This is a genomic window from Janthinobacterium longum, assembly GCF_051380735.1.
Taxonomy (GTDB): domain Bacteria; phylum Pseudomonadota; class Gammaproteobacteria; order Burkholderiales; family Burkholderiaceae_D; genus Janthinobacterium.
The window spans coordinates 1,148,075-1,171,931 of the sequence record NZ_JBNYXQ010000001.1; the positions used below are offsets into that span (position 1 = coordinate 1,148,075).

At 62.8% G+C, this 23,857-nt stretch carries 24 protein-coding genes; 9 read left to right on the forward strand and 15 right to left on the reverse strand.

Features of this window, described 5'->3' with window-relative positions; genetic code table 11:
- Positions 1-110 precede the first annotated feature (110 nt).
- Complete coding sequence (gene leuC / locus ACQ4WM_RS05225; RefSeq protein WP_436545620.1) at positions 111-1,514, reverse strand: 3-isopropylmalate dehydratase large subunit; 1,404 nt, start codon at positions 1,512-1,514, stop codon at positions 111-113.
- Between the two features lie 313 nt (positions 1,515-1,827).
- On the opposite strand from leuC, the gene ACQ4WM_RS05230 reads away from it, so the two are divergent.
- The gene (locus ACQ4WM_RS05230; protein WP_436545621.1) at positions 1,828-2,958 is read left to right on the forward strand and encodes a S41 family peptidase; all 1,131 of its coding nucleotides are present in this window, start codon (positions 1,828-1,830) and stop codon (positions 2,956-2,958) included.
- A gap of 52 nt (positions 2,959-3,010) precedes the next feature.
- Here the strand turns inward: ACQ4WM_RS05230 and ACQ4WM_RS05235 are convergent, their stop codons facing one another.
- Both ACQ4WM_RS05235 and ACQ4WM_RS05240 read right to left on the reverse strand, forming a co-directional pair.
- Positions 3,011-4,876, reverse strand: a complete 1,866-nt coding sequence (locus ACQ4WM_RS05235; protein ID WP_436545622.1) for a chemotaxis protein CheA — start codon at positions 4,874-4,876, stop codon at positions 3,011-3,013.
- On the reverse strand, positions 4,876-5,727 hold the full coding sequence (locus ACQ4WM_RS05240; RefSeq protein ID WP_436545623.1) for a protein phosphatase CheZ: 852 nt from the start codon (positions 5,725-5,727) through the stop codon (positions 4,876-4,878). Before ACQ4WM_RS05240 ends, ACQ4WM_RS05235 begins: the two co-directional genes overlap by 1 nt.
- A gap of 456 nt (positions 5,728-6,183) precedes the next feature.
- Between ACQ4WM_RS05240 and ACQ4WM_RS05245 the strand changes: the two genes are divergently transcribed.
- The 6 genes from ACQ4WM_RS05245 (at position 6,184) to ACQ4WM_RS05270 (ending at position 10,618) form a co-directional block, all read left to right on the forward strand.
- Positions 6,184-6,651, forward strand: coding sequence for a universal stress protein (locus tag ACQ4WM_RS05245; RefSeq protein WP_436545624.1), 468 nt, complete (start codon positions 6,184-6,186; stop codon positions 6,649-6,651).
- 104 nt (positions 6,652-6,755) lie between these two features.
- Complete coding sequence (locus tag ACQ4WM_RS05250; protein WP_436545625.1) at positions 6,756-7,400, forward strand: response regulator; 645 nt, start codon at positions 6,756-6,758, stop codon at positions 7,398-7,400.
- Between the two features lie 327 nt (positions 7,401-7,727).
- On the forward strand, positions 7,728-8,540 hold the full coding sequence (locus tag ACQ4WM_RS05255) for a Crp/Fnr family transcriptional regulator (protein WP_436546203.1): 813 nt from the start codon (positions 7,728-7,730) through the stop codon (positions 8,538-8,540).
- Positions 8,541-8,728: 188 nt separating this feature from the next.
- Positions 8,729-8,926, forward strand: coding sequence for a hemin uptake protein HemP (gene hemP / locus ACQ4WM_RS05260; protein WP_436545626.1), 198 nt, complete (start codon positions 8,729-8,731; stop codon positions 8,924-8,926).
- A 95-nt stretch (positions 8,927-9,021) separates the two neighbouring features.
- Complete coding sequence (locus ACQ4WM_RS05265) at positions 9,022-9,399, forward strand: hypothetical protein (RefSeq protein WP_436545627.1); 378 nt, start codon at positions 9,022-9,024, stop codon at positions 9,397-9,399.
- Entirely contained in the window at positions 9,392-10,618 is a 1,227-nt protein-coding gene (locus tag ACQ4WM_RS05270) for a DUF2325 domain-containing protein (protein WP_436545628.1), read from the forward strand. Before ACQ4WM_RS05265 ends, ACQ4WM_RS05270 begins: the two co-directional genes overlap by 8 nt.
- 4 nt (positions 10,619-10,622) lie before the next feature.
- Here ACQ4WM_RS05270 and ACQ4WM_RS05275 read toward each other — a convergent pair whose 3' ends face one another.
- The 6 genes from ACQ4WM_RS05275 to ACQ4WM_RS05300 are packed head-to-tail and all read right to left on the reverse strand — an operon-like array spanning position 10,623 to position 15,646.
- A complete protein-coding gene (locus ACQ4WM_RS05275) occupies positions 10,623-11,174 on the reverse strand; it encodes a glutathione peroxidase (RefSeq protein ID WP_436545629.1) in 552 nt (183 codons plus the stop codon).
- A 46-nt stretch (positions 11,175-11,220) separates the two neighbouring features.
- A complete protein-coding gene (locus ACQ4WM_RS05280) occupies positions 11,221-12,585 on the reverse strand; it encodes a sulfite reductase subunit alpha (RefSeq protein ID WP_436545630.1) in 1,365 nt (454 codons plus the stop codon).
- A gap of 6 nt (positions 12,586-12,591) precedes the next feature.
- Positions 12,592-13,614: an FAD:protein FMN transferase gene (locus tag ACQ4WM_RS05285; RefSeq protein ID WP_436545631.1), complete on the reverse strand. Its 1,023-nt coding sequence runs from the start codon at positions 13,612-13,614 to the stop codon at positions 12,592-12,594.
- Between the two features lie 3 nt (positions 13,615-13,617).
- On the reverse strand, positions 13,618-14,442 hold the full coding sequence (locus tag ACQ4WM_RS05290; protein ID WP_436545632.1) for a DUF4198 domain-containing protein: 825 nt from the start codon (positions 14,440-14,442) through the stop codon (positions 13,618-13,620).
- Positions 14,443-14,454: 12 nt separating this feature from the next.
- The gene (locus ACQ4WM_RS05295; protein WP_065310441.1) at positions 14,455-14,970 is read right to left on the reverse strand and encodes a DUF2271 domain-containing protein; all 516 of its coding nucleotides are present in this window, start codon (positions 14,968-14,970) and stop codon (positions 14,455-14,457) included.
- Positions 14,971-15,001: 31 nt separating this feature from the next.
- Positions 15,002-15,646: a PepSY-associated TM helix domain-containing protein gene (locus tag ACQ4WM_RS05300; RefSeq protein ID WP_436545633.1), complete on the reverse strand. Its 645-nt coding sequence runs from the start codon at positions 15,644-15,646 to the stop codon at positions 15,002-15,004.
- Between the two features lie 223 nt (positions 15,647-15,869).
- On the opposite strand from ACQ4WM_RS05300, the gene ACQ4WM_RS05305 reads away from it, so the two are divergent.
- Together ACQ4WM_RS05305 and ACQ4WM_RS05310 are read left to right on the forward strand one after the other, a co-directional pair.
- The gene (locus ACQ4WM_RS05305; protein ID WP_436545634.1) at positions 15,870-16,367 is read left to right on the forward strand and encodes a pyridoxamine 5'-phosphate oxidase family protein; all 498 of its coding nucleotides are present in this window, start codon (positions 15,870-15,872) and stop codon (positions 16,365-16,367) included.
- 79 nt (positions 16,368-16,446) lie between these two features.
- On the forward strand, positions 16,447-17,037 hold the full coding sequence (locus ACQ4WM_RS05310; RefSeq protein WP_436545635.1) for a DUF2239 family protein: 591 nt from the start codon (positions 16,447-16,449) through the stop codon (positions 17,035-17,037).
- A 12-nt stretch (positions 17,038-17,049) separates the two neighbouring features.
- On the opposite strand, the gene ACQ4WM_RS05315 is transcribed toward ACQ4WM_RS05310, so the two are convergent.
- The 6 genes from ACQ4WM_RS05315 to ACQ4WM_RS05340 all read right to left on the reverse strand — a co-directional run bounded on the left by ACQ4WM_RS05315 (position 17,050) and on the right by ACQ4WM_RS05340 (position 23,790).
- Positions 17,050-17,322 carry a hypothetical protein gene (locus ACQ4WM_RS05315; RefSeq protein ID WP_436545636.1) on the reverse strand — a complete coding sequence of 91 codons (273 nt, stop codon included), beginning with the start codon at positions 17,320-17,322 and terminating at the stop codon, positions 17,050-17,052.
- Positions 17,323-17,490: 168 nt separating this feature from the next.
- The gene (locus tag ACQ4WM_RS05320) at positions 17,491-17,778 is read right to left on the reverse strand and encodes a KGG domain-containing protein (RefSeq protein ID WP_436545637.1); all 288 of its coding nucleotides are present in this window, start codon (positions 17,776-17,778) and stop codon (positions 17,491-17,493) included.
- Positions 17,779-17,924: 146 nt separating this feature from the next.
- Complete coding sequence (pdeM, locus tag ACQ4WM_RS05325; protein ID WP_436545638.1) at positions 17,925-18,626, reverse strand: ligase-associated DNA damage response endonuclease PdeM; 702 nt, start codon at positions 18,624-18,626, stop codon at positions 17,925-17,927.
- Positions 18,623-21,088, reverse strand: a complete 2,466-nt coding sequence (locus ACQ4WM_RS05330; protein ID WP_436545639.1) for a ligase-associated DNA damage response DEXH box helicase — start codon at positions 21,086-21,088, stop codon at positions 18,623-18,625. The genes pdeM and ACQ4WM_RS05330 overlap by 4 nt, the downstream gene beginning before the upstream one ends.
- A gap of 10 nt (positions 21,089-21,098) precedes the next feature.
- On the reverse strand, positions 21,099-22,730 hold the full coding sequence (locus ACQ4WM_RS05335) for an ATP-dependent DNA ligase (RefSeq protein ID WP_436545640.1): 1,632 nt from the start codon (positions 22,728-22,730) through the stop codon (positions 21,099-21,101).
- Complete coding sequence (locus tag ACQ4WM_RS05340) at positions 22,723-23,790, reverse strand: ligase-associated DNA damage response exonuclease (RefSeq protein WP_436545641.1); 1,068 nt, start codon at positions 23,788-23,790, stop codon at positions 22,723-22,725. The genes ACQ4WM_RS05335 and ACQ4WM_RS05340 overlap by 8 nt, the downstream gene beginning before the upstream one ends.
- Between the last annotated feature and the right edge of the window lie 67 nt (positions 23,791-23,857).

Below are 23,857 nucleotides of genomic sequence, written 5' to 3' on the forward strand. Positions count from 1 at the left end.
TTCAGGTAATAAGCTAAAGGTAGCGTTAGTGTAATTCAGCGGCTCGAAGCTGGGGTCAGACCCGGCGGGTGACCCCTGATTTCAGTTGCGTTACCACGCAGTTTTTTAACTCATCGCAGGCCACGCACATCAACAAAGTGCCCGGCAATCCCCGCCGCAGCCGCCATCGCCGGCGACACCAAGTGGGTACGCCCGCCCTGCCCCTGCCGGCCTTCGAAGTTGCGGTTCGAGGTCGAGGCGCAGCGTTCGCCCGGCTCCAGGCGGTCGGCATTCATTGCCAGGCACATCGAGCAGCCCGGTTCGCGCCATTCGAAACCGGCGTCCTTGAAGATGCGGTCCAGGCCTTCTCGTTCGGCCTGATCCTTCACCAGGCCCGAACCCGGCACCACCAGCGCCAGGGTCACGTTCGAGGCGCGATACTTGCCGCGCACCACGCTGGCTGCCGCGCGCAAGTCTTCGATGCGCGAATTGGTGCACGAACCGATAAACACCTTGTCGATGCGGATATCCGAAATCGGCGTATTCGGCGTCAGGGCCATGTAGACCAGCGCCTTTTCGATGGCATCGCGCTTGACGCTGTCCTTTTCGTTGTCGGGATCGGGCACGCGGCCGTCGATGCCGACCACCATTTCGGGCGAGGTGCCCCAGGTGACCTGCGGCTCGATTTCGGCAGCGTTCAGGGTGACGACCAGGTCGAAGCGCGCACCCGGGTCCGAATGCAGGGTGCGCCAGTAGGCAACGGCGCGGTCCCAGTGCGGGCCGACAGGCGAAAACGGCCGGCCCTTGACGTAGTTGATGGTGGTGTCGTCAACGCCGATAATGCCGGCGCGCGCACCGGCCTCGATCGCCATGTTACAGACCGTCATGCGGCCTTCCATCGACAGCGCGCGGATCGCCGCCCCGCCGAACTCGATACAGTAGCCGGTGCCGCCGGCCGTGCCGATCTTGCCGATAATGGCCAGCACGATGTCCTTGGCCGTCACGCCGGCCGGCATCACGCCGTCGACCTGCACCAGCATCGATTTCGATTTTTTCTGCAGCAAGGTTTGCGTGGCCAGCACGTGTTCGACTTCCGAGGTGCCAATGCCGTGCGCCAGCGCGCCGAAGGCGCCGTGGGTGGACGTATGCGAGTCGCCGCATACCACCGTCATGCCGGGCAAGGTCGCGCCCTGCTCGGGCCCGATCACATGCACGATGCCCTGGCGCTTGTCGTTCATGTTGAAATACGTCAGGCCGTAGTGCCTGGCGTTCTTGTCCAGGGTTTCGACCTGCAGGCGCGAGACCGGGTCGGCAATGCCGTCGGCGCGGCTGGTGGTCGGCACATTATGGTCGGCCACGGCCAGATTGGCGGAAATGCGCCACGGCTGGCGCCCGGCGTCGCGTAGTCCGTCGAATGCTTGCGGGCTGGTCACTTCGTGCACCAGATGGCGGTCTATATACAGAATGGTCGTGCCGTCTTCGTCGGCGCGCACCACGTGGGATTCCCAGAGTTTGTCGTAAAGCGTCTTCATCATGAGTTATGCAGCAATGCCACAGCCTGTAGTAAGTGAGCAAGTGAATCCAGATTCATACGGTGATCCGCAAGGATTATGCCATATTTTACCCATTACAGAACCGAAAGCGGCCGATCCACAAGATTAGCGATACAAAGTTTGGTCACTTTGTTGGATTTGAGCTGGAAATTGCCGATTCAGCCGCTCTTGTGGCATCGGGCCACGTCAACAAACCCGCGCCCCGAAGCAAGCACGGTGGCCCTGCATGGGCATAGGCGTTTGGGCAACTTTCGTGTATTGTATTTTGACAACAATTTCAGGAAGGATTGCACTGATGAGACTGCGTTTTTTGGCGGCAACTGCCCTGGCCACGCTTGCTGCCAGCCATGCACTGGCGGCCACGCCCGGCGAAGCCTGCCTGCAGGACTTGCGCGCCCTGCCCGGCTTCTTGCTGGAAAACGATACCGGCGCGCGCCAGCACCTGGCGCAAAAAGGGCAAGCATATTTCGACCAGGCGCTGGCCAGCGCCAGCGAGGCGGCGGCCAATGCCAACGATGAGGCCGCTTGCAATATCGCGCTGTCAGCGTATCTGGGCAAGTGGCGCAAAGGCCATCTGCAGATCGTGCCGAACCAGGGATTGAGTCTGGACAAAACCTCCAGCAACGCCACGCCGGCGATAGCCACCCCGGACAGGGCGCCCTCGCTGCAACTGCTGTCCTCGCACACTGCGCTGCTGACATTGCCCAGTTTTTTTCCCCAGTACGCCAAAGCCATCGCCGATTTACTGGCAAGCAAACACAGCGAGCTGACACATCGGCGCAACTGGATCATCGATGTGCGGCGCAACAACGGTGGCGACGACAGCACGTATGCATCCCTGTTGCCATGGATCGCGTCAGGCGAGAGCGTCAACATGGGCGTGGAATGGCTGTCGACGCCGGCCAATATCGCCGGCCAGGAAACTATCTGCGCGCTGTATGCCCCCGGCAACGCCAGCTGCATGAAGCACATGGCCCAGGCCGTCACCCGCATGCGCAGCGTGCAGCCGGGCCAGTTCGTGGCGCAAAGCGCCGACGGCCCCATGGCCTATGCGCCATTTTCCAGCCAGCAAGGACAGCCGGCACGGGTGGCGGTGCTGGTCGACCGCGATTGTGGCAGTTCATGCGAACAATTCCTGCTCTCAGTGCGGCAGAGTTTTCGCGTCAAGCTGATCGGGCGCAACAGCAATGGCGCGCTCGATTACTCGAATCTGCGCATGCAGGCGCTGCCGTCAGGCCTGCGCCAGATCGCTTACGCCACCTCGCGCTCGGCCCGACTGCCGCATTTGCAGGTTGACCTCGATGGCATCCAGCCCGATATCTATCTGCCGCCACCGAAGGACGAAGCGGGTCGCGCCGAAGAAGTGCTGCGAGTACAGCGCTGGCTGGAAGGCGGCAGCTTGCGCCCGGTTGACGAAGCGAAATAAAAAAGCCTGCGGCAGGATGTCTGCCGCAGGCTTTTTCTGAAGATGCAAGTACTTACGCTGCCATGCGCACCGCGCCGCGGCAGCCATCCATCAGGAAGGACAGCCCCACCACCAGCACCAGTTCGCCTTCGGCCGAACGGGCGGTACCGGTAATGCCTTCGACGGTAATGGCCGTCATCGGCTTGATCACCAGGTCTGCAGTACCGTCGACGGCTGCCACTGCCAGGATATACGGCTGCGGCGCGGCCACCACGATGCCGACCCGCTCGCTGCACGGCTCGTACCCGAGCGAACCGGCCAGCGAACGCACCGGCAATGGACGGCCCTGGTCTTTCAGCACCGGCGCACCGCCCACTTCCATAAACGTTTCCGGCAACTCGACCACGCGCTGTACCACCGCCATCGGCAGCGCCAGCGCGGCACCCGAGGTCGATACCAGCATGGTCGGCACGATCGACAGCTCGATCGGCAGGCGGATGGCAAATTTCGTACCCTTGCCCAGCACCGACTCGATATGGATGGCACCACGGTTTTTTTCCACCGCAGTTTTCACCACGTCCATGCCGACGCCACGGCCGGAGACGCTGGAAGCGACTTCCTTGGTCGAAAAGCCTGGCAAGAACACCAGCTGGAAGCATTCGTCGTTGCTCAGTTGCGCGTTTTCGCTGATCAGGCCTTTTTGCTGTGCCTTGCTGCGCAGGAAGACCGGGTCCATGCCCTTGCCGTCATCCTGCAGCACGATCATCACGCTGTTCGCTTCCTGCCATGCTTTCAGGGAAATATACGACTTCGCAGGCTTGCCGGCTGCCAGACGATCTTCTGGCGACTCCACCCCATGGTCGAGCGAGTTGCGCAGCATGTGCACCAGCGGATCGTACAGGCTGTCGACCACCACGCGGTCGACTTCCGTTTCCGCGCCTTCGATGGTCAGTTCGACATCCTTGCCCAGGTCCTTGGCCAGCTCGCGCACCAGGCGCGGGAATTTCTGGAACAAACGACCCACCGGCTGCATGCGCGTGGCCAGGGTGGCCCTTTGCAGTTCAGTCGAGTAACGCGACGCGCGTTCCAGGGTTTCCGCCAGGGTCGCCATCAGGGTGGCGGCCTGGCCTTCGAATTTGAATTGCAGCAAGCGTTCAAGCAGCACGGCGGCCTGGTTGGCCGCTTGCACCGATTCGCCGGCCACTTCCAGCAGGGCGTCGAGCTTGACGGCGTCGACGCGAATGCTGTCTTCCTTGACCGGCGCCGCATGACGCATGTCCGGGCGCTCTTCGCGCACCACGCCATCGACGGCCTTGGCGGCCGGCCTGGCGGCGGCAGGTGCAGCCACGGCAGCAGCAGCAGGCACAGCAACCGAAGCGGCAGGCGCGACCACAGCCAGCTGGCTGCCGGCCGGCACCACGGCGTTATACAGGGCCGCCCAATCCAGGCCATCGGCACCGATCACTGAAACAGCGGCAGCGGCAACAGGGGCGGCAACCACAGGCGCTTCCACCACCGCCGGCATTGGCGCGGCGGCGACAGGCGCATCCATGCTCTTGCCTTCGATGGCGTTGGTAAGGATGAGTTCCAGCTCTTCCGGCATGGCCGGCAGGCTTTCCGGCGCGGCGCCGTTGGCCAGCTCCGTCAGCTGGTCGGCCACGAAGCCGGACGCCTGCAGTGCCGCCTCAATGGCGATCGGCGTCACCGGCGCGGCGCCCGTGCGCAGCGCGTCGAACAGGTTTTCGGTCAGGTGGCAGGCCGCAACCAGCGCAGGCAGGCCCATGAAACCGGCGCCACCCTTGATAGTGTGAAAGGAACGAAACACCGCATTGAGCGTTTCCTTGTTGTCCGGATCGCGTTCGAGACGCAGTAAGTGCTCTTCAACATTAACCGCAAGATCCATCGCCTCGACGACGAAATCCTTGAGCATATCGTCCATTAGAATCCCAAATCGGCAAGAAGGTCATCGACATTATCCTGGTCCAGCGCCACCGACGGCACGGAAGGCCCTTGCATCAGCGGCGCTTCCTGTTTCTGGGCAAGCTTTTCGCGCACTTCGGCAGGAGCGTTGTCACGCAGCAACTGCGCGAGCTCATTCTCGACCGTTTTAGTGATATTGACAACTTTTTTGATCAGCTGGCCCGTGATGTCCTGGAAGTCCTGCGCCATCATAATTTCCAGCAAGCGCGCTTTTTCCGCCTCGGTTGCCTCGGTGACGGCCTGCGCGAACTGGCGCGAATCACCGGCCAGGGCCTTGAACTCGTCCAGGCTCAGCTTGCCGTCGAACAGCGCAGTCCAGCGGCTGTCCATGTCCTTGGCCTTTTTCGAGAGCACATCCTGTGCCGGCATGCCTTCGTCGAGCGTGTTCAGCACCTTGTTGGCGGCCTGTTCGGTCAGGGTCGCCACATATTCCAGGCGGTCCTGCGCGTCGACGATCTGCGACGACGCCTCCGTCAGCGCCTTGTCATAGCCCAGTTCGCGCAGCGAGTCGTGCAGCAGGCGCACGATGCCGCCCAGGCGTTCGAACATCGGCTTGTCGGACTGGTCGACCGGTTCAGTGGCGAGGGCGGCAGCTGCTGGCGCAGGTTCCTCCACGCCAGGCGCCGGGGCGGCCGGCTGCGCAGCTGCGGCTGGCGCGGCGCTGGCCGATACCGAGTCGAACAGCGCGTCAAAATCATCGTCCGCAATCACTGCCGGAGCTGCCTGCGCGGGCGCCGGCTTGGGCGCCTCGGTGCGTTGGGCAGATACTTCATCGAATAAGGCATCGAAATCATCAGCGGCGTTGGTCATATCCCTGCTTCTCCATAATTTGTCAAAATTCCGCCTGAACTGTGCGTTTTACAGACTACTACCCACAATTTCTCGATTAAGATGATTTGAGGCAATACCGCTGCGATGATGCGAGTGTAGCAGGGCGCCGCCCTGTTGTTCAATCTCAAAACGCGCTTCCTGCCGTAAACCATGCCTGCAATACCTTTTCCGCACGGAAATATCTGTATCAGGTGTTGTATTTTGAAATACTACCATTGGCGCGCCGGCAAGAGCAGCTATCCGGCGAGAAAACCTTGCCGCAAGCCACTTGCCGCCAAACCAAAAGCAGCAAATGATCATCCTTTCGCCAACGTTGTCTATACTGAACCGGCACAACTGTTGATAAATATCAAATCGTTACATGAATACCATCATGCTACCCAGCCTACAATAAGGCAGGCTGTGCGCAACGGTTCACTTTAAGAAAGAGCTGTCATGTATAAGAAAATTCTGATCGCCACTGACGGTTCAGCCGTCTCCAACCTGACTGCCTGCGCCGGCGTCGCGTTCGCCGAACAAATGCATGCCGACATCCTTGCCCTGTACGTCGCGCCCGAATACCAGTACCCGGTGTATATCGAAATCATTCCACCCAGCTATCCCAGCGAAGAAGAATACCGCATCGCCATGCGCCGTGCCGGCAGCGGCCACTGGCAGCCCATCCTGGACGAAGCTGCCAAGCGGGGTCTGGAAGCGAGCGGCCTGACAGCCTTTTCCGACAGTCCGGCGCAAAAGATCGTCGAAGTGGCGCAGCTGCAGCATTGCGACCTGATTTTCATGGGCTCGCATGGCCGCAGCGGCTGGGGCCAGTTGTTGCTGGGCAGCGTCACCAACAAGGTGCTGTCGCACTCGACCTTGCCGGTGCTGGTACACCGCCTGATCAAGGAGCCGCCGGCCCAATGACGCACCGCGCCAGGGATCCCGGCGCGACGGGCGTTTTCGCCCGGCCTGGCCCCCTTTTCTGATGCCTTAACAATCGCCGCCCGGCGAACCAACCTACTGACGCTATGATACGTATTGTGATTGCCGACGACCACACCATCATGCGCGAGGGCCTCAAGCGCATACTGGACGGCGCGCCCGAGATCGACATCGTCGGCGAAGCCATCGACGGCTTCGAAGTACTGAACCGGGTGCGCCAGGGGGGCTTCGACCTGCTGTTGCTCGACCTGTCGATGCCGGGCCGCAGCGGCGTCGACCTGATCCGCCAGATCCGCAGCGAGGCGCCCAAGCTGGCCATCCTGATCCTCACCATGCACGAAGAAGAGCAATATGCCGTACGCGCCATCCGCGCCGGCGCGCAGGGCTACCTGACCAAGGAAAGCGCCGGCACCCAGCTGGTCGGCGCCATCCACAAGGTGGCCTCGGGGCGGCCGTACATCAGCGCAGAAGTGGCCGAGCAGCTGGTGCTCAACATCATGATGCCCAATGAAAGCCTGCTGCACAAACAATTGTCGGACCGCGAATTCGAAGTGTTCTCACTGCTGGTGGCCGGCAAGTCGATCACGGAAATCGCCAACAACCTGCACCTGAGCGTGAAGACGGTCAGCACTCACAAGACCCGCATCATGCAGAAAATGGGCATGAGTTCACTTTCAGAAATGGTGCAATACGCCGTCGCCCACCGCCTGCTGTCGCCCTTCAAGACCTGAATCAGCCCGCCGCGCGCGCGATCATCAGTGTAGGATTAATCCTACACCACCCACCTTGGCTCCTACTGCCATATTCAGCCTCGGCTGATATTAATTCACTACGTGTGTTGGCATACTGAAACCAGTTGCCGAGTTGCTGGAAATTATTTCTTTACATCGCACGTTTCAACGCTACACATATTAAACGCCAGGGCCATGCCGGCATACGGCGCAGCCCCTGAGCATTTCGCTGTTCCAACATGACCGACCTGCCACCAGGAGATGAACATGCTGTCCACGCACACGTCTGAAAACCGTCCGACTTCGCCGACACTCCAGTCGCCTTCCATGGAAGCGGGACGCCAGCGCCAGGGACGGTTGTGGTCAAACCTGAAAGAAGTCTGCGATCTGCTGCATATTTCCACCGCCTGCGCCATCGCCGCCGACGAACTGCTGTTCCAGCACGTGCAGTTCAAGACCGGCCAGCGCATCCACACCATCGGCCAGCCCTTCGACACCCTGTACATCGTCAATTCGGGCTTCCTGAAAACCGTGCTGATCGACGAATTCGGCAATGAACAAGTGCTCAGCTTCCCCATGAAAGGCGACATGCTGGGCGTCGACGGCATCCACACCCGCCATTACTCGTCGGAAGCGGTAGCGCTGTCCGACTGCGACCTGATCTTGCTGCCATTCAAAAAGCTGACGTCACTGGGCCGCGTGCATCTGGAGCTGGAAAACGTCATGTACGGCGTGATGAGCCGCGAACTGGTGCGTGAGCAGGCGATGATCGGCATGCTGGGCGCGCTCTCTGCCGAAGCGCGCGTGGCCCGCTTCCTGGTCTCGCTGGCCGACCGCTTCGCGCAGATGGGCTACTCAAGCAAGCTGTTCAACCTGCGCATGACGCGCCATGAAATCGGCAGCTACCTGGGCCTGACGCTGGAAACGGTCAGCCGCACCTTGTCGGCTTTTAATGAAATCGGCCTGATCACGGTCGACCAGCGCACCATCGGCATCAAAGACCCGGAAGCGCTAAAGACCTTGCGCCGTCTGCCACCGTCGCGCTCGCGCGCCAAGCAACTGGCCGCCGCCAAGCTCAAGGCCGAGACCCATGCCGCCAACGCCGCCGCCCTGGAAACACCGCAGTTGCTCGCCGTGTGACTCACCCGTACAGGCTTGACCCGGCCGGAGCACGCGCTCCTGCCGGGTCTTTTTTCGTGCGCACGAAAAGACGGTTTTCTGATGATGAATTTCTCGTGATCTTCTCTTAAATAAGGCTTGCATTTCCGGTCACATTCAACAATAATGCAAATACGAATCATTCTCAACTGAGACAAGGAAAGCCACCCATGCACAGCTCGAAACCAGCCATGATCCAGGATGCCGCCGCCGCCCATGTCCGTCCGCCCGTCAGCATGGCGCAGCCGGCTCGCCGCATCACCAGCGAAACGCTGCTGCAGCAGGGCCGCGAAATCGAAATCGAACACAGCGGCAAGATTTACCGCCTGCGTGTCACGCAACTGAACAAACTGATCCTCACTGCCTGAGCCCGCTGCGGCTGAACCGGCAGTCCATCCTTTTCGCAAGCCAGTCGTGCGCCTCCGGCGCGCCCGCCAGCGTCACTACCGCACAGGAGCGCTTGATGGCGAACGACCGTATAGACACGATGTTGGCGAGCAATCATGAACGGCAGCCCGAACTGATGCTGTCGAATGTGCTGCACCTGATGTCGCACTATCACGCCAACGCGGCGTGTCCGAAACTGGCGTCGGTCATCGAACGCCACCTGCAGGTGTTGTCCAGCCTGCCGAGCCTGGCGCCGGTGTTGCAGGCCACCTGCCAGCAGCTGTCGCAGCAATGGGCAGCGATGGTCACGGCCACCGTCAACCCGCCCAAACCGGCCAAGGGCACCTTGCTCGAACGCCTGGACCGCCTGCTCAACCCCACGCGCGCCCTGCCGCTGGCGCGCGCTGCCCACCCTGTTCCATCGCCACGCTTTACAGGAAACCGCCATGTGTGACAAAGACAAGTCCTTGCCCGTTATCAGCAACTGTGCCGCCAGCGACGCCGACACGGCGGCACTCACCTCGCGCCGCCGGCGCCTGTGGGAACTGTCGCATACCTGCCACTGTCCGCTGGTCGGCGTCGGTTTGCCGCTCGGTTATTTGCGCAAGCTGGTCGGCAAGATGACGGGCGGCCGCGTGCTGGCCGACGACTACGAAGTGCACGTCGGCGCGGTCACCGAATGCGGCGCGCGCAACCGTCTGTCGGAGGCGCTGCAGAAGGAACTGGAACGCCGCTACGCCCCCGTGATCCTGCGTTTTCGCGGCGCCAAAAGCAAGGAACAGGTAGCCCAGCTGTGGCGCACTGCGGTGGCCAATGGCGATGTGTCCGGCGCCTTCTGGGCCGGCCTGACCCATCCGCGCTGCGATGCGGAACTGGAAGAGCAGATGTGCCGCGACCTGCACATGATCCAGCACCAGGCCGGCGCCTGCGTACGCGCCGACATGGGCAAGTTTACGGCCTTGCAGGAAGAAAATGCGCGCCTGGCGCAGGAACTGTCGAGGCTGCAGCAACGCAGCCAGGCCATGTTGCAGGAGAAAACCGGCGAACTGGAACGCCAGGAAGCGGTACTGCTGCGCACCCGCCTTGACTCGATCAGCAAGGACAGCGTGATCGAGGAGCTGCGCGCGGAACTGGCGCAACTGCAGGCCGTTATCCCGTCGCTGGAATCGCGCACCCGTCTGGTCGAACGCCTGGCGCAAATGGATGAGCGCGAAAAGGAATTGCGCCAGCAAATTACCGAGTTGAAAGCCCAGCCAAAACCTGCCGCAGTCGCGACGCCGCAGTCGCCCAAGCTGGAGGTGCCTGACGGCGGCAAGCTGAAAATGCCGATCCGGCTGGTCGACCAGAGCGTGCTGTGCGTGGGCGGACGCAGCGGCAACGTCGCCACCTACCGCGCCCTGATCGAACGGGTCGGTGCGCAATTTGCCCACCACGATGGCGGCCTGGAAGACAATGCCAACCTGCTCGATTCGAGCCTGGCGGCGGCCGACCTGGTGATTTGCCAGACCGGCTGCATCAGCCACAGTGCCTACTGGCGCGTGAAGGATTATTGCAAGCGCACCGGCAAGCGCTGCGTCTTTATCGACAACCCCAGCATTTCCAGCTTGGCGCGCGGCCTGCAGGAAGTGAGCGGCGAACTGGAACCGGCCATCCAGGACGGCACGTCGCAATAAGCTGTCAGGCGCGCAGTTCGCGCTCGATGGCCTGCGCAAGGATGGCATCGTCAGGCAGGGTGTCGGGTGCGAAGCGCCCCACCACCCTGCCATCCTTGCTGATCAAAAACTTCTCGAAATTCCACAACACGTCGCTTGGCTTTTCTTGCGTGATGCCATAGCCGGCCAGCTTGGCGCGGAAATCACTGCCCGGTTTTTCCTGCGCCTGCGGCTGGGCGGCAACCAGTTGTTGATACAACGGATGCTGGTCTTCTCCCTTGACGGTGATTTTTTCAAACATGGGGAACTGCACGCTGAACTTGCTGGTGCAAAAATCGGCGATCTCTTCGTTACTGCCCGGCTCCTGCGCACCAAAATCGTTGGCAGGAAAACCCAGCACCACCAGGCCCTCAGCCTGCTTGTCCTGGTAAAGCTTTTCCAGGCCTTCGTATTGCGGCGTCAGGCCGCAGGCCGAAGCCACGTTGACTACAAGCAGCACCTTGCCACGGTAGGCGGCCAGGCTGGTGGCCTGGCCATTGATCAGTTTGACGGGAATCGTCTCGATATTGTCGCTCATGCTGTCTCCTGAGAATGGGTGGAAACAGCCATGATAGCTTGCCAGGTCAATACACGTCGCGGCGGTAGCGGCCTTGTGCCGCGAGCGCATCGAGGGCCGGGCGGCCCAGCATCTCTTCGAGCGCCTGGTCGACGCCGCCGGCCATGCCGGACAGGCTGCCGCAAATATAGATCGCCGCGCCCTGCGCCAGCCACTGCAAGACTTCATCGGCATGGCCGCGCAGGCGGTCCTGCACATACAGGCGCTGCTCCTGGTCGCGTGAAAACACCAGGTCCAGGCGCGGCAAGTCGCCGCTGGCGTGCCAGCGCTGCAGTTCTTGCTGGTAATGCGCATCGTGGGCCGCATTGCGCTCGCCAAACATCAGCCAGTTGCGCTGCTGGCCGGCCAGTATGCGGCTCTTCAAATGACCACGCAGGCCGGCGATGCCGCTGCCGTTGCCGATCAATATCAATGGCCGTTCGGCATTGTCTTCCAGCCGGAAACGCCGATGCTGGCGTACGCGCAGTTGTACCAGCTCACCGGGCTGGGCCGCCTGCGTCAGCCATCCCGACGCCACGCCCAGGCTGCCATCGGGATGGCGGTGCTGGCGCACCAGCAGGTGCACGCGGCCTTCCTGCGGTATCGAGGCGATCGAATATTCGCGCGGCTTCGATGGGTCGCTTGGCGCGGCGAGCTGCACCAGGTCGCCCGACTGCCAGGCGGGCAAGGCGCCGCTGGCGGGCGCCAGTTCCACGTGATAAATCGGGCCACCGGCGCTGCCGGGATTAAGCAGGCGGCGCTCCGTCAAACGCCAGTCTTCGAACGCAGGCGCGCTCCAGTCGGGCGCATCGCTGGTGCCGGCCAGATGGCTCAGTTGCTGGAACCAGGCGGCAATCGCCGCGCTGGCGCTGCGGTCGACCTCGATGCGTTCGAACAGCGGGGACGCGCCCTGACCGGCCAGCCAGGTGTCGAGCGCGCGGCCAAAGCCGCAGAACTGGCTGTAGCTGCGGTCGCCCAGCGCCAGCACGCCGTAATGCAGTTGCGGCAGCGGCAGTTCGCCCGTCATCAGGCGGCCAATAAAGGCAGCGGCATTGTCGGGCGCGTCACCCTCGCCATAAGTGCTGACCAGGAACAACGCCCGCTCGGCCTGCTGCAGCTCCTGCGCCGTTACTTCTGCCAGTGCGCACACGCGCACGGCGACGCCGGCCAGCTGCAGGCTGTGCGCCGTCTGCATGGCCAGCTCTTCGGCATTGCCGGTCTGGCTCGCATACGCCACCAGCCAGGCCGGATTGCCGGCCAGCGCCGCTTTGGCGGCAGCAGCGGCGCGGCGCCTGGCGCGCGCACGCAGCCAGGGCGCCAGGCACACGCCGGCATAACTGAAGGACAGGCCGGCCAGCAGCAACAGCCGCGTCATATCGTGGGTAAAAATCATGAGGTATCAGTCGTCAAGCAGGGCCAGCAGGGCACTGCTCAGGTATTCCTGGCAAGCCTGGCCATCGCGCTGCACAAAGCGGACCGCCAGGCCCTGCTGTTCGGCCAGCGCCATGCCGGCGTCGATACCCAGCACGGTCAAGGCGGTAGACCAGGCGTCGGCCGCCATGCATTGCGCATGCACCACGGTGACGGAAGCAAGATCATTGCTCAGCGGCATGCCAGTGCGCGGATCGATGGTATGCGCATAGCGCACAGTGCCATCATGGAAGAAGCGGCGGTAGTCGCCCGAGGTAGCGACCGACAGGCCATGCAGCGCCAGCATCATTTCCGCAGGATGCAGCGCAGCATCGGTGCCGTCAACCTGCTCCAGCATCACCCACCACGGTTGCCCGTCCGGTTTGCAGCCGGCGCCGCGCAACTCGCCACCGACCTCCACCAGGTAATGGTCGACGCCCTGGCTGTCCAGGTAGCGCGCCAGCCTGTCCACCGCATAACCCTTGGCAACAGAAGATAAGTCCAGCTGCACCCCGCCCGGCTGGCGCACGCGGCGCGTGGCGCTGTCAAACTCGATGCGGCGACCTTGCGACAACAAGTGCCGCACGGTCGCCGCATCGGGCGCCCGGAAGCCGGGCTGGTCGTGGCGGTTCTCGGGGCCAAAGCCCCAGGCATTGACGAGGGCGCCGGCGCACGGGTCATAAGCACCGCCGCTCAGCTGCGATACCTGCAGCGCAAAGCCCAGCACTTCGCCAAAGGCGGCCGGCAGTTGCTGCCAGCTGCCTGGCACGGCGCGGTTGAAACGGCCCAGGTCGGAGTCAGGCAGCCAGTGGCTCATCTGCTGTACCACCAGGTCCAGCTGCTGTTGCAAGCCCTGGCGCAAGTCGGCACTGCCGGCGCGTCCGGGCAGCGCAGTGTCGACCAGGCGCACCGACCAGCTGGTGCCCATGCTCAAGCCGTGCAGCTCCCGGACCGCAGCGCCAGGCGGCGGCGTGCGATCGTCCAGCTGCAGTGGCAACAGTACCCGGCGCATCGCTTATTCCGGCAACACTTCCACGGTGGCTGCATAGGTCATGCGGCGCTCCGGCATGGCTGGCGGCTGGCCGGCCACCGGTGGCGTGGCAGCTGGCCAGCTGCTGTTGACGTAATACATGCCGGCGGCCGGCACGGTGAAGGTGATTTCGCCCCTGGCGTCGGTGCTCTGGCGGATTTCACCGAGCACGCCGCGATAGCGCACGCCACCTGGCACCAGGCTGAAGGCCTGGTTGGCAGCCGGTTTGCCGTCGATCAGGAAACGCCAGGTGGCTTTTTCGCCCGCGCGCAATTCGTTCGGGTGCGTGACGGGCACCAGTTCCAGGCCCACGCCGGTCGGCTTGAAGACGCCGGTGCTCGCTTCGTCCTTGCTGAAGAAGGTTTCCAGGCGGCTGGCGGTGCGCGTGACCTTCACGTCCTGCGCATCGGCCGGCATGTCTTTCTTGAAGGTTTCTTCGTTGCCACGGAAACGCTTCTGCTCGCCGTTGACCTTGTAGCTGGCCATCACGTTTTGCGAGACGATGGCGGCTTTATAGGTACCCGGTTTTTCCATCTTGACGTCGAACACGCTGCGCAGGCGGCCGGTGACCATATTGGCCGGCGCGACGGTGGCGCCATCCGGGCCGGTGACGACCAGCGCATCGAGACGCAGCGGCTGGTGATCGATCTCGAACAGGCCTTCGGAGATGGCGGCATCGACCGTGACCCAGGCATCCTTGCTTTCGACCATCGTGCTCGACGGCACCATCCACGGACGGTGGGCATGGGCGTTCAGTGCCAGGCCGGCCAGGGCCAGCGCGATCAGCGGTTTGTTCAATTGCTTCAACATGATGGGTGCGCCTTAAGGTTTGAGTTGGACGACGACGTTACCGAGTTCTTCCTTGCCTTTGGCAGGGACGGACTGGGCCGACTTCGGCGGCCACTGGAACGGTACGCGCACCAGTTCGCGGCCACCGGCTTCGCGCGCCGCTTCCACTACCAACTGGTATTCACCGGCCGGCAGCTTGTCGAGCACGGCTTTGGAACCAGGGAAGGTCAGGTTGTGTTCGCCTGGCGCACGGGTGGCGCCGCTGACGCCATCGACCGGCATGGCCAGGTCGCGGCCGCTCTTGCGCCACCACGAACGCATATCCTTGAGCCACTTCTCGCCCGCCTTGTCCTTCTTCTTCACGTCGTACAGCACGGCCAGGTTACCGACCACTTTCTGGTCTGCCGATTCCAGCCAGGCAGCCACGTAAGGGCGGTGGTATTCCGCTACATTCAGTTGCGGGATTTCAAGCTTGAGGGCCAGGTCGGCCGCCATCGCCGAGGTGCCGATCAGGGGAAGACCGAGCGCAAGGGAGTAGCGTAATTTCATGGTGTGCCTGTCAAAGTAAGGGAAAAAAACATCAATGGATAAACAGCAGCGCGATCGCGCAGGGTATCAAAATACCGAGGCCGACCATCGGCCAGGTAAACGGCCGATTGGCCGCATGAAACTTCAGTATCAACAGCCCGGTCAGGCAGAACACGATGCACAGGCCGGCAAAAATATCGATGAACCAGATCCAGGCCACGCCCGTGTTGCGGCCCTTGTGAACATCGTTGAGCCAGGAGATCCAGCCACGGTCCGTCAGTTCGTATTCCGCAGCGCCGTCTTCCAGGCCGATGCGCACCCAGGCGTCGCCGCCCGCCTTCGGCAGCGGCAGATAGACCTCGTCGAGGCTCCATTCGGCCGGACGGCCACCGGCATTGAGCGACCACTGCTGATTCAGCCAGCGCTCGGCCGCAGCCGGCATCGGCGCGTTGGCGCCATCATGCTTTGCAGCAAAGGTGGTTAGTTCCGTGACCAGGGGCGCGGGCAGTTGCGCCTTTTGCCGTGAAACGACGGGCCTGGCTTCGATCTGGCTGGCGTGATTCAGGGTAATGCCGGTAATGGCGAACAGAAACATCCCCAGCAAACAGAGTGCCGAACTGATCCAGTGCCATTGATGCAATTGCTTTAACCACACGGCGCGGCTGGCGTTGCTGCGCGACACGTCAGCTTGCTTCATTCATATCCTTCAATGGGGAATTGCAATAATCAATATCCAACAAATGATAATGATTATCATTTATTAAGTCAATATGCCACAGGCATACAGACCACAACGTTTTGTAACAACTTTGAAACATGGGGCGGTGGCGGCGACGTGCCTGCAAAGTACGCTGTCGAACAGAGCAAGCCTGGTGTGCGGCCTATGCTGTTGTTCAGGACAACCACAAACGGAGCACACCATGACTTCCTACACCAGCGAACAGATCGCCACCATTGCCGACAAGATCAAAAGCGTCAAATTCGGCATGTTTACCACCAGCGACGATACGCGCACGCTGACCAGCCGCCCGCTGACCCAGCAGCAAGTCGACGAGCAGGGCCAGATCTGGTTTTTTGTCACGGACGAGGCAGCCTACACGCGTGACCTGCTGAACAATCCGCAAGTGAACGTCAGCTTTGCCGAGCCGAGCGACAGCCTGTATGTGTCGGTCTGCGGCCGCGCCGAATTGCTGAAGGACCGCGCCAAGGCGGAAGAGCTGTGGAACCCGATCGTCAAGGCCTGGTTCCCGGGCGGCCTCGACGATCCTCACCTCTCCTTGATCAAGGTCACCATCCAGTCGGCCGAATACTGGGACAGCGAAGCCAGCAAAATGCGCCAGTTCTTTGAAATGGCCAAGGCTGCCATCACGGGCGACACGCCGAAAGACCTGGGCGAACACGGCCGCATCAACCTGTAAATATTTTTACCCGGGTTTTATTGACTTTCAATTTAATCCGGGTAAAATTAGCTGCTTACCTATTCCACAAGGAGGCAGCATGACCCCATCCCCCCTCACCGCCTTTGCCGGCAAGCGCAAGGTGGCCGCCGGCAACTTGCATGCGGTGGCGCAAACGCTGAAGGAACTCGTGACCACAGAACCCGACGCGCAAATCCTGATATTCAATGATGACAATGGCCAGCAGGTCGACCTGAACCTGCACGGCAGCCTGGCCGAGATATTGCAGCGCCTGCCGCGTGCGCAGGGCGCGGTGGAAGAAACGCTGGCGACTGCTGCGCCGCGCACGGCTGGCCGGCCCAAACTGGGGGTGGTGGCGCGCGAAATCACCCTGCTGCCGCGTCACTGGGAATGGCTGGCGACGCAGCCGGGCGGCGCTTCGGTGGCGTTAAGGAAACTGGTGGAGCATGCGCAGCGCGACAACAGGAGTGTCGACGAGCAGCGGCAGGCGCGTGAAACCGCCTACCGCTTCATGAGTGCGCTGGCCGGTGATGAAGCAGGCTTCGAAGAAGCGAGCCGCGCGCTGTTTGCCGGGCAGCGCGAAGCCTTTTTAACACAGGTAGCGAGCTGGCCGACCGACGTACGGGAGCATGTGCTGCAACTGGCACAAGCGGCATGGAGCGCCAGCTAAGCGACTGCACGTCTACACGCCGGTACTGCCGGTGGTGTCGGGCGCATTGTCGGCATTTTGCCTGCTCTGGCCCGCACTGCCGCCCTGGTGCTGCGGCAGACGGTCGGCGCGCCGCACTTCGCCGATGGAAAACAGATCGTCGCCGATATCGAGTCCCCGTTCACTGTCAACTAGCACAAAATATTCGCCATCCTGCGCATGGCTTTGCCGGTTGCCGCTCTGCGTTCCGGCATCTTGCTGAGTGCCTGCCTTGGGCGCCGGCTCCGGTGAAAGTTTCTGTGCCATGTCAACCTCCGTCAATGATGTGCTGCGTGATTGCAACCTTTTCAGCATAGTCCATGGCGATGGCGACAGACATAGGAAGTCATCAGATTGCGATGTAGGATTCATCCTACATCGCAAAACAAGGGACGACCGGCTGGCTGCCTGTTGTTTCAAGCTCAAGACGGGGTATCAGCCGCCACGGCTGCCCCCACTGCCACCACCAGACGAACCCGAGCCGCCGCTCTGCTTGTTGCCATCATTTTTATGGCTCTGGCTGCCAGCGCGGCGTGCTTCTTCCGACGTGAATTCGTGGGCCGTACCTTTTTCATGGGCGGCGCGTCCGCCTTCGCTGGCGATTTCGCGCTGCTGTGCCGGATCCATGGAAGCAAAACCGCGTTTGCTGGTATCGCTTTGCTTGTTGCCGCCACTGTCTTTGCCGCCTTGCTGACCTTGTTTGTTGTCGCTCGATGTAGCCATGATCATCTCCTTGATTGTTGATAACGTCGGTTACGGAACCACGCTTATGCATGGGAACAGTCATCTTAGTGCGTGAGCCAGCAACTCAGAATAGGAGCATGACAAGACGATCTGTAGGAACTTTCCGGCCTGCGGTGGCCAGGTTACTATTGGTTTTTGATCGACGGTACCAGACACTCAACCGTATCCGGCCCCTGCCCCGGCACGCGAAAAATGGCCGCGTCCGCTGTGACATACACCAGCTCGTCAGGCAGGGGTTTGATCGCATGACCGCCCGTAAATGCGCCGAACGAGGGCAACATGGCACGCCGTGGCCCCAGCAAAAAACACGGCAGGCGCAAGGTCTCGCGCGCGGCGCGCAAGTGAAACACGGGGTGGACATGGCCGGCCAGCACATAAGCGTCCGTCTCAAGGTCCGGATGATGGCACAGGGCAAACGGCCCCACCCGGTGCGGTTCGTCAACCATGGCAATACCGAGGCTGGCCGGCGGATCGCCCGCATGCAGGTCATGGTTGCCGCGCACCAGGGTCAGGCGCAAGGCCGGATGGCGCGCGCGCCAGGCCTGCATGGCGGCCAGGGTGGCCGGCGCACGGGCTGCCCTGGCGTGCAAAAAGTCGCCGAGAAACACGATTTCCTCGCAGGCAAAAGTCGCTATCAATTGCTCCAGTGCCTGCAGATTCTCGTTGGTGGTGCCGTGCGGCACCGGTACGCCCAGTGAACGAAAGGCGGTGGCCTTGCCGAAATGGATGTCGGCCACCAGCAGCATCTTGCGCGACGGCCAGTAAATGGCTTTGCCGGCCAGCAGCCACAGCGTTTCGCCGGCCAGTACAACTATGCTATGCGTCATGCAGCCGCTTTCTCCAGTTCGCGCACCAGGCGCGCCACCCGGTCCGACAGCTTTTCGGTGGTCAGCTTTTCGCGGAAACGCTCGACCATCAGGCCGAAGGCAAATGGCGAGGCGCGCTTCAGGGCTTGCACGCTCAAATGGCGCTGATGCAGCTCGCGCAAGGTGGCGCGCAAGCGTGTCAGTTCCAGTTCCTGCTCCAGCACTTCGCGCTGCGCCTGGGTCAGCAGCAGGTTGCCGGCATCATGCTTGCGGAACACTTCAAAAAACAGCGACGACGAGGCCTGCAACTGGCGCGTGCTTTTCGGCTGGCCCGGATAGCCCTGAAACACCAGGCCGGCGATGCGGGCGATTTCGCGAAAACGGCGCTGCGACAATTCCGTCGCGTTCAGGCTGGCCAGCACGTCCTCCAGCAGCTTATCGAGGCTGAACAGCGGCACGGCGCCGCCCGTTTCAAAGGCAAACAGCGGCGCAAAGTCGATATCGTCGGCGCCCAGCAATTCAAAACCGTAATCGTTGACGGCGATCGACAGGGTGGCCGGCTGCACGCGCGCAATCCGGTACGCCAGCAGGGACGCCAGCCCCAAGTGCACCGAGCGGCCAGCAAACGGATACAGGAACAGATGATGGCCTTCGCGGCTGGACAATGTTTCCACCAGCAGGCTGGTGCGCGTGGGCAGGCTGGACCATTTCTGCTGGATCGCCAGCAACGGCGCCAGCGCGCGCATTTCCGGCCCGGTGGCCTCGCCATCCTGTGCCTGCTGCAACTGGTCGAGCACGGCATGCGCCAGCTCCGACGACAGCGGCATCTTGCCGCCCTGCCAGCGCGGCACGGCGCCACGGTTGCCGGTGGCGCGGCGCACATAGGCCGTCATTTCATGCACCCGCACGAATTCCAGGATGCGCCCGCCAAACAGGAAATGGTCGCCCTGCTTCAGGCGCGAAATAAACGATTCCTCGATGCTGCCGATCTTGCCGCCACTCATATATTTCACTTGGATCGACGATTCCGAGACGATGGTGCCGATGCTCATGCGGTGGCGCCGCGCCAGCGCCGCGTCCGGCACGCGATAGACACCCTGCTCGTCCGGCAACACGCGCTTGTACTCGGGATACACGGTGAGGCTCTGCCCGCCGCGCGCCACGAAATCGAGCGCCCACTGCCATTCCTGCGGCGTCAATTGCCGGTAGGACCAGGCCGTGCACACTTCCTCGTACAGTTCTTGCGACTGGAAGCCGCCGCCGAGCGCGATCGTCACCAGGTGCTGCACCAGCACATCGAGCGGCTTGTCCGGCACCGGGCGCGCTTCGAGCTGGCCTTGCGCCAGCGCCTGGCGCGCGCCGGCCGCTTCCAGCAACTCCAGGCTGTTGGTCGGCACCAGGGTCACGCGCGACACCCGCCCCGGCGCATGGCCGCTGCGCCCGGCGCGCTGCACCAGGCGCGCGATGCCTTTCGCGCTGCCGATCTGCAAAACCCGCTCGACCGGCAAAAAGTCCACGCCCAGGTCCAGGCTCGAGGTGCACACCACCGCCTTTAACGTGCCCGCTTTCAGGCTTTGCTCGACCCACTCGCGCACCTCGCGCGCCAGTGAACCATGGTGCAAGGCAATCAGGCCGGCCCAGTCGGGCCGCGCATCGATCAGGTGCTGGTACCACAGTTCCGCTTGAGAACGGGTATTGGTGAATACCAGGGTGGTGGCGCTGCCGTCGATTTCCGCGATCAAGGGCTGCAGCATCTGGATGCCCAGATGGCCGCCCCAGGGAAAGCGCGTTGGATTGAGCGGTATCAGGCTGTCGACCACGATGCGCTTGCGCACCTTGCCTTCGACCAGCACGCCGCTGTTGTGTTCACCGAGCAGCACGTTCTGCGCCTGCTGCAAATTGCCCAGGGTGGCCGAAACACCCCAGGTAATCAAGGCCGGATTCCAGCGCCGCAGGCGCGCCAGCGCCAGCTGCACCTGCACCCCGCGCTTGCTGCCCAGCAGCTCGTGCCATTCGTCGACGATCACCGTTTCCAGCAAATTGAAGCGTTCGTGGGCATTGGCCTGCGACAGCATCAGGGACAGGCTTTCGGGCGTGGTGACCAGCACGTCGGGCCAGGCTTTTGACTGCCGCGCGCGCTGGGCCGCACTGGTATCGCCGGTGCGCGCCTCGATGCGCCAGCCGGGCGCCAGTGCTTCGCCCGAGGCTTGCAAGGCGCGCACGGTATCGGCCGCCAGCGCGCGCATCGGCGTGATCCACACCACGCGCAAGCCCTGCTTGCGGCTTTTGCGCACCAGCCGATCGGAGCGCAGCAAGGCGCCGAACCAGACGGCATAGGTTTTGCCGGAACCGGTGCTGGCATGCAGCATGCCCGGCTGGCCGCTGGCGGCCGCGCGCCAGACCGCGCGCTGGAATGGAAACACGGTCCAGCCCTTGGCGGCAAACCAGTCGTCGATGCGCTGCGCCAGCGCGCTTTTGCTCACGCTCGCCCCTTCACTGCGCACCCGTCAGCAAGGCTTTGAGCGTATCGAGCGTGTCGGCGTCGGCGATCGCCTTGTCGTCACGCTGGCGCAGGATGCGCGGAAAGCGCACCGCTATGCCGGCCTTGTGGCGGCCGGACGCCGCGATGCCCTCGAAACCGATCTCGAACACCAGCGTCGGTTTCACGCTGCGCACGGGGCCGAATTTTTCTATCGTGGTCTTGCGGATCACGGCGTCGACCTTGCCGATTTCGGCATCGGTCAGTCCCGAATAGGCCTTGGCGAACGGCACCAGCTTGCGCTGACCGTCTTCATCGTCATCCCACACGGCAAAAGTGTAATCGGTGTACAGCGAGGCGCGCCGGCCGTGGCCGGCCTGGGCATAGATCAGCACGGCGTCGACCGAAAACGGATCGACCTTCCATTTCCACCAGGTACCCACATCCTTGGTGCGGCCGACGCCATACGCGGCCGAGACCGCCTTGATCATCATGCCTTCCACTCCGCGCGCGCGCGACTCCTTGCGGATGGCGGCGAGTTCTTCCCAGCTGTCGGCCGTGATGCGCGGCGACAGGCGCAGCACCGGGTCGGCAATTTTTTCGATCAACGCTACCAGCAGCGCGCGCCGCTCGTGCTGCGGCAGGTGGCGGATATCGACGCCGTCGAGTTCCAGCACATCGTAGGCGACCAGCGCCGCCGGCAATTCGGCCAGCAGCTTGTTCGACACCGTCTTGCGGCCCATGCGCTTTTGCAGGTCGGCAAACGGCGACGGCGTATCGCCCGGCTGCCAGATCAAGATTTCGCCATCGATCACGCAGCCTTCCGGCAAGGCGATGCGGGCCAGTTCGGGAAAGCGTTCGGTAATCAGTTCTTCGCCGCGCGACCATAGCCAGGTGGTGCCGTCGCGCCGCAGCAGCTGGGCGCGCATGCCGTCATATTTCCATTCGACCAGCCAATCGCCCACCTCGCCCAGGGTGTCGGGCGCGGCCTGTAGCGGGTGAGCCAGGAAAAACGGATAGGGCTGGCCGCCGCGCAGTGCATGTTCGCCGTCGCTCTCTTCGCTGATCAGCTTTAAAAATCCCGCTGCGGTGGGGCTGACCTTGCCATCGGTCCAGCCCATCAGCCGCTGCGCGATCAGCTTGCTGTCGACCGCGGCGATGGCGCAGAGCGCGCGCGTCACCAGCAGTTTCGACACGCCGACCCGGAAACCCCCGCCGATCAGCTTGGTCAGCAAAAAGCGTTCACGCGTTTCCAGTTCATCCCAAAAGCCCAGCAAGGCGCTGCGGATGGTATCGGGCGCGGCGCCGCGCAAGGGCGCGATGCGCTGTTCGACCCATTCGGCCAGGCCGATATCGCTGACGTGCCCGGGCGCGGGCAGGATCAGGGCGATGGTTTCGGCCAGGTCGCCAACGGCCTGATAGGCCTCGTCGAACAGCCAGGTGTCGAGCACGGCCGCTTCGGTCGCGTACTCACGCAGCAACTTGGTGGGCACGGCCTGGCGCGGCTTGCCGCCAGCCAGGAAATACACGGCCCAGGCCGCATTCTCGGGTGCGGCGCTGGAGAAATAGGCTTGCAGCGCGGCCAGCTTGCGGCTGGTCGAGGTGGTCTCGTCGAGCTCGGCATACAGGCGGGCGAATTCACGCATGGGGCGCTCCCGCAGTGTCGTCCCCTGCGGCGCTGGCCACCGCCTCGTTGACGGCGTCGTTTGCCGCGTCGGCCGCTTCGTCATCGCCGTATTCCGTCTCGAAGCCGCCCGCCTGCCAGCCGTTCTGCTGCAGCCAGCGCACCATGATGGGAATCGAGCCGTGCGTGACGATCACGCGCTCCGCTTCGGTGGCCTTGATGGCGCGCATCAGGCCGGGCCAGTCGGCGTGGTCGGACAGCACAAAACCGCGATCGACGCCACGCCGGCGGCGCGCGCCGCGCAGCAGCATCCAGCCGCTGGCAAACGCATCGCTGTAGTCGCCGAAGCGCTTCATCCACGACGAACCGGCGGCCGACGGCGGGGCGATGACGATGGCCGTTTTCAAGGCCGCCTTGTCGCCCACGTCACCCACCATCACCGTGTGCGGCAATACCACGCCGGAGGCACGGTAGACTTCGGTCAACGCCTGCGCCGCACCATGGCAGATGATGGGGCCGATTTCAGGATCGAGTCCGGCCAGGATGCGCTGGGCCTTGCCGAAAGCGTAGCAGAACAGCACGCTGGTACGCCCTTCGGCCGCGTTCTTGCGCCACCACTGGTTGATCTCATCGTAGACGGTCTGCGACGGCTGCCAGCGGTAGATCGGCAGGCCAAACGTGGATTCGGTAATGAAGGTGTGGCAGCGCACCGGCTCGAACGGCAGGCAGGTCGGGTCGGACTCCAGCTTGTAGTCGCCCGAGGCCACCCACACTTCGCCGCCGCACTCCATGCGCACCTGGGCCGACCCGAGCACGTGGCCGGCCGGGTGCAGCGAAACGGTTACGCCGTTTTGATTGATGCGCTCGCCATATGCCAGGCCCTGGATATTGACGGGACCCAGCCGCGATTGCAGCACCTTCACGCCCGATTCAGCGCTCAGGTAATGGCCATGGCCCACGCGCGCATGGTCGGCGTGCGCATGCGTGATGATGGCGCGCTCTACCGGGCGCCACGGGTCGATATAAAACTGGCCCGGCACACAATACAGGCCTTCCTTGCGCACTACCACCATGTCACTCATGCCAGTTCCATTCTTTACTCAAATGTCACCATTTTAGCGCTGCAAGCCTTTGTGCTCTGTCCGACAA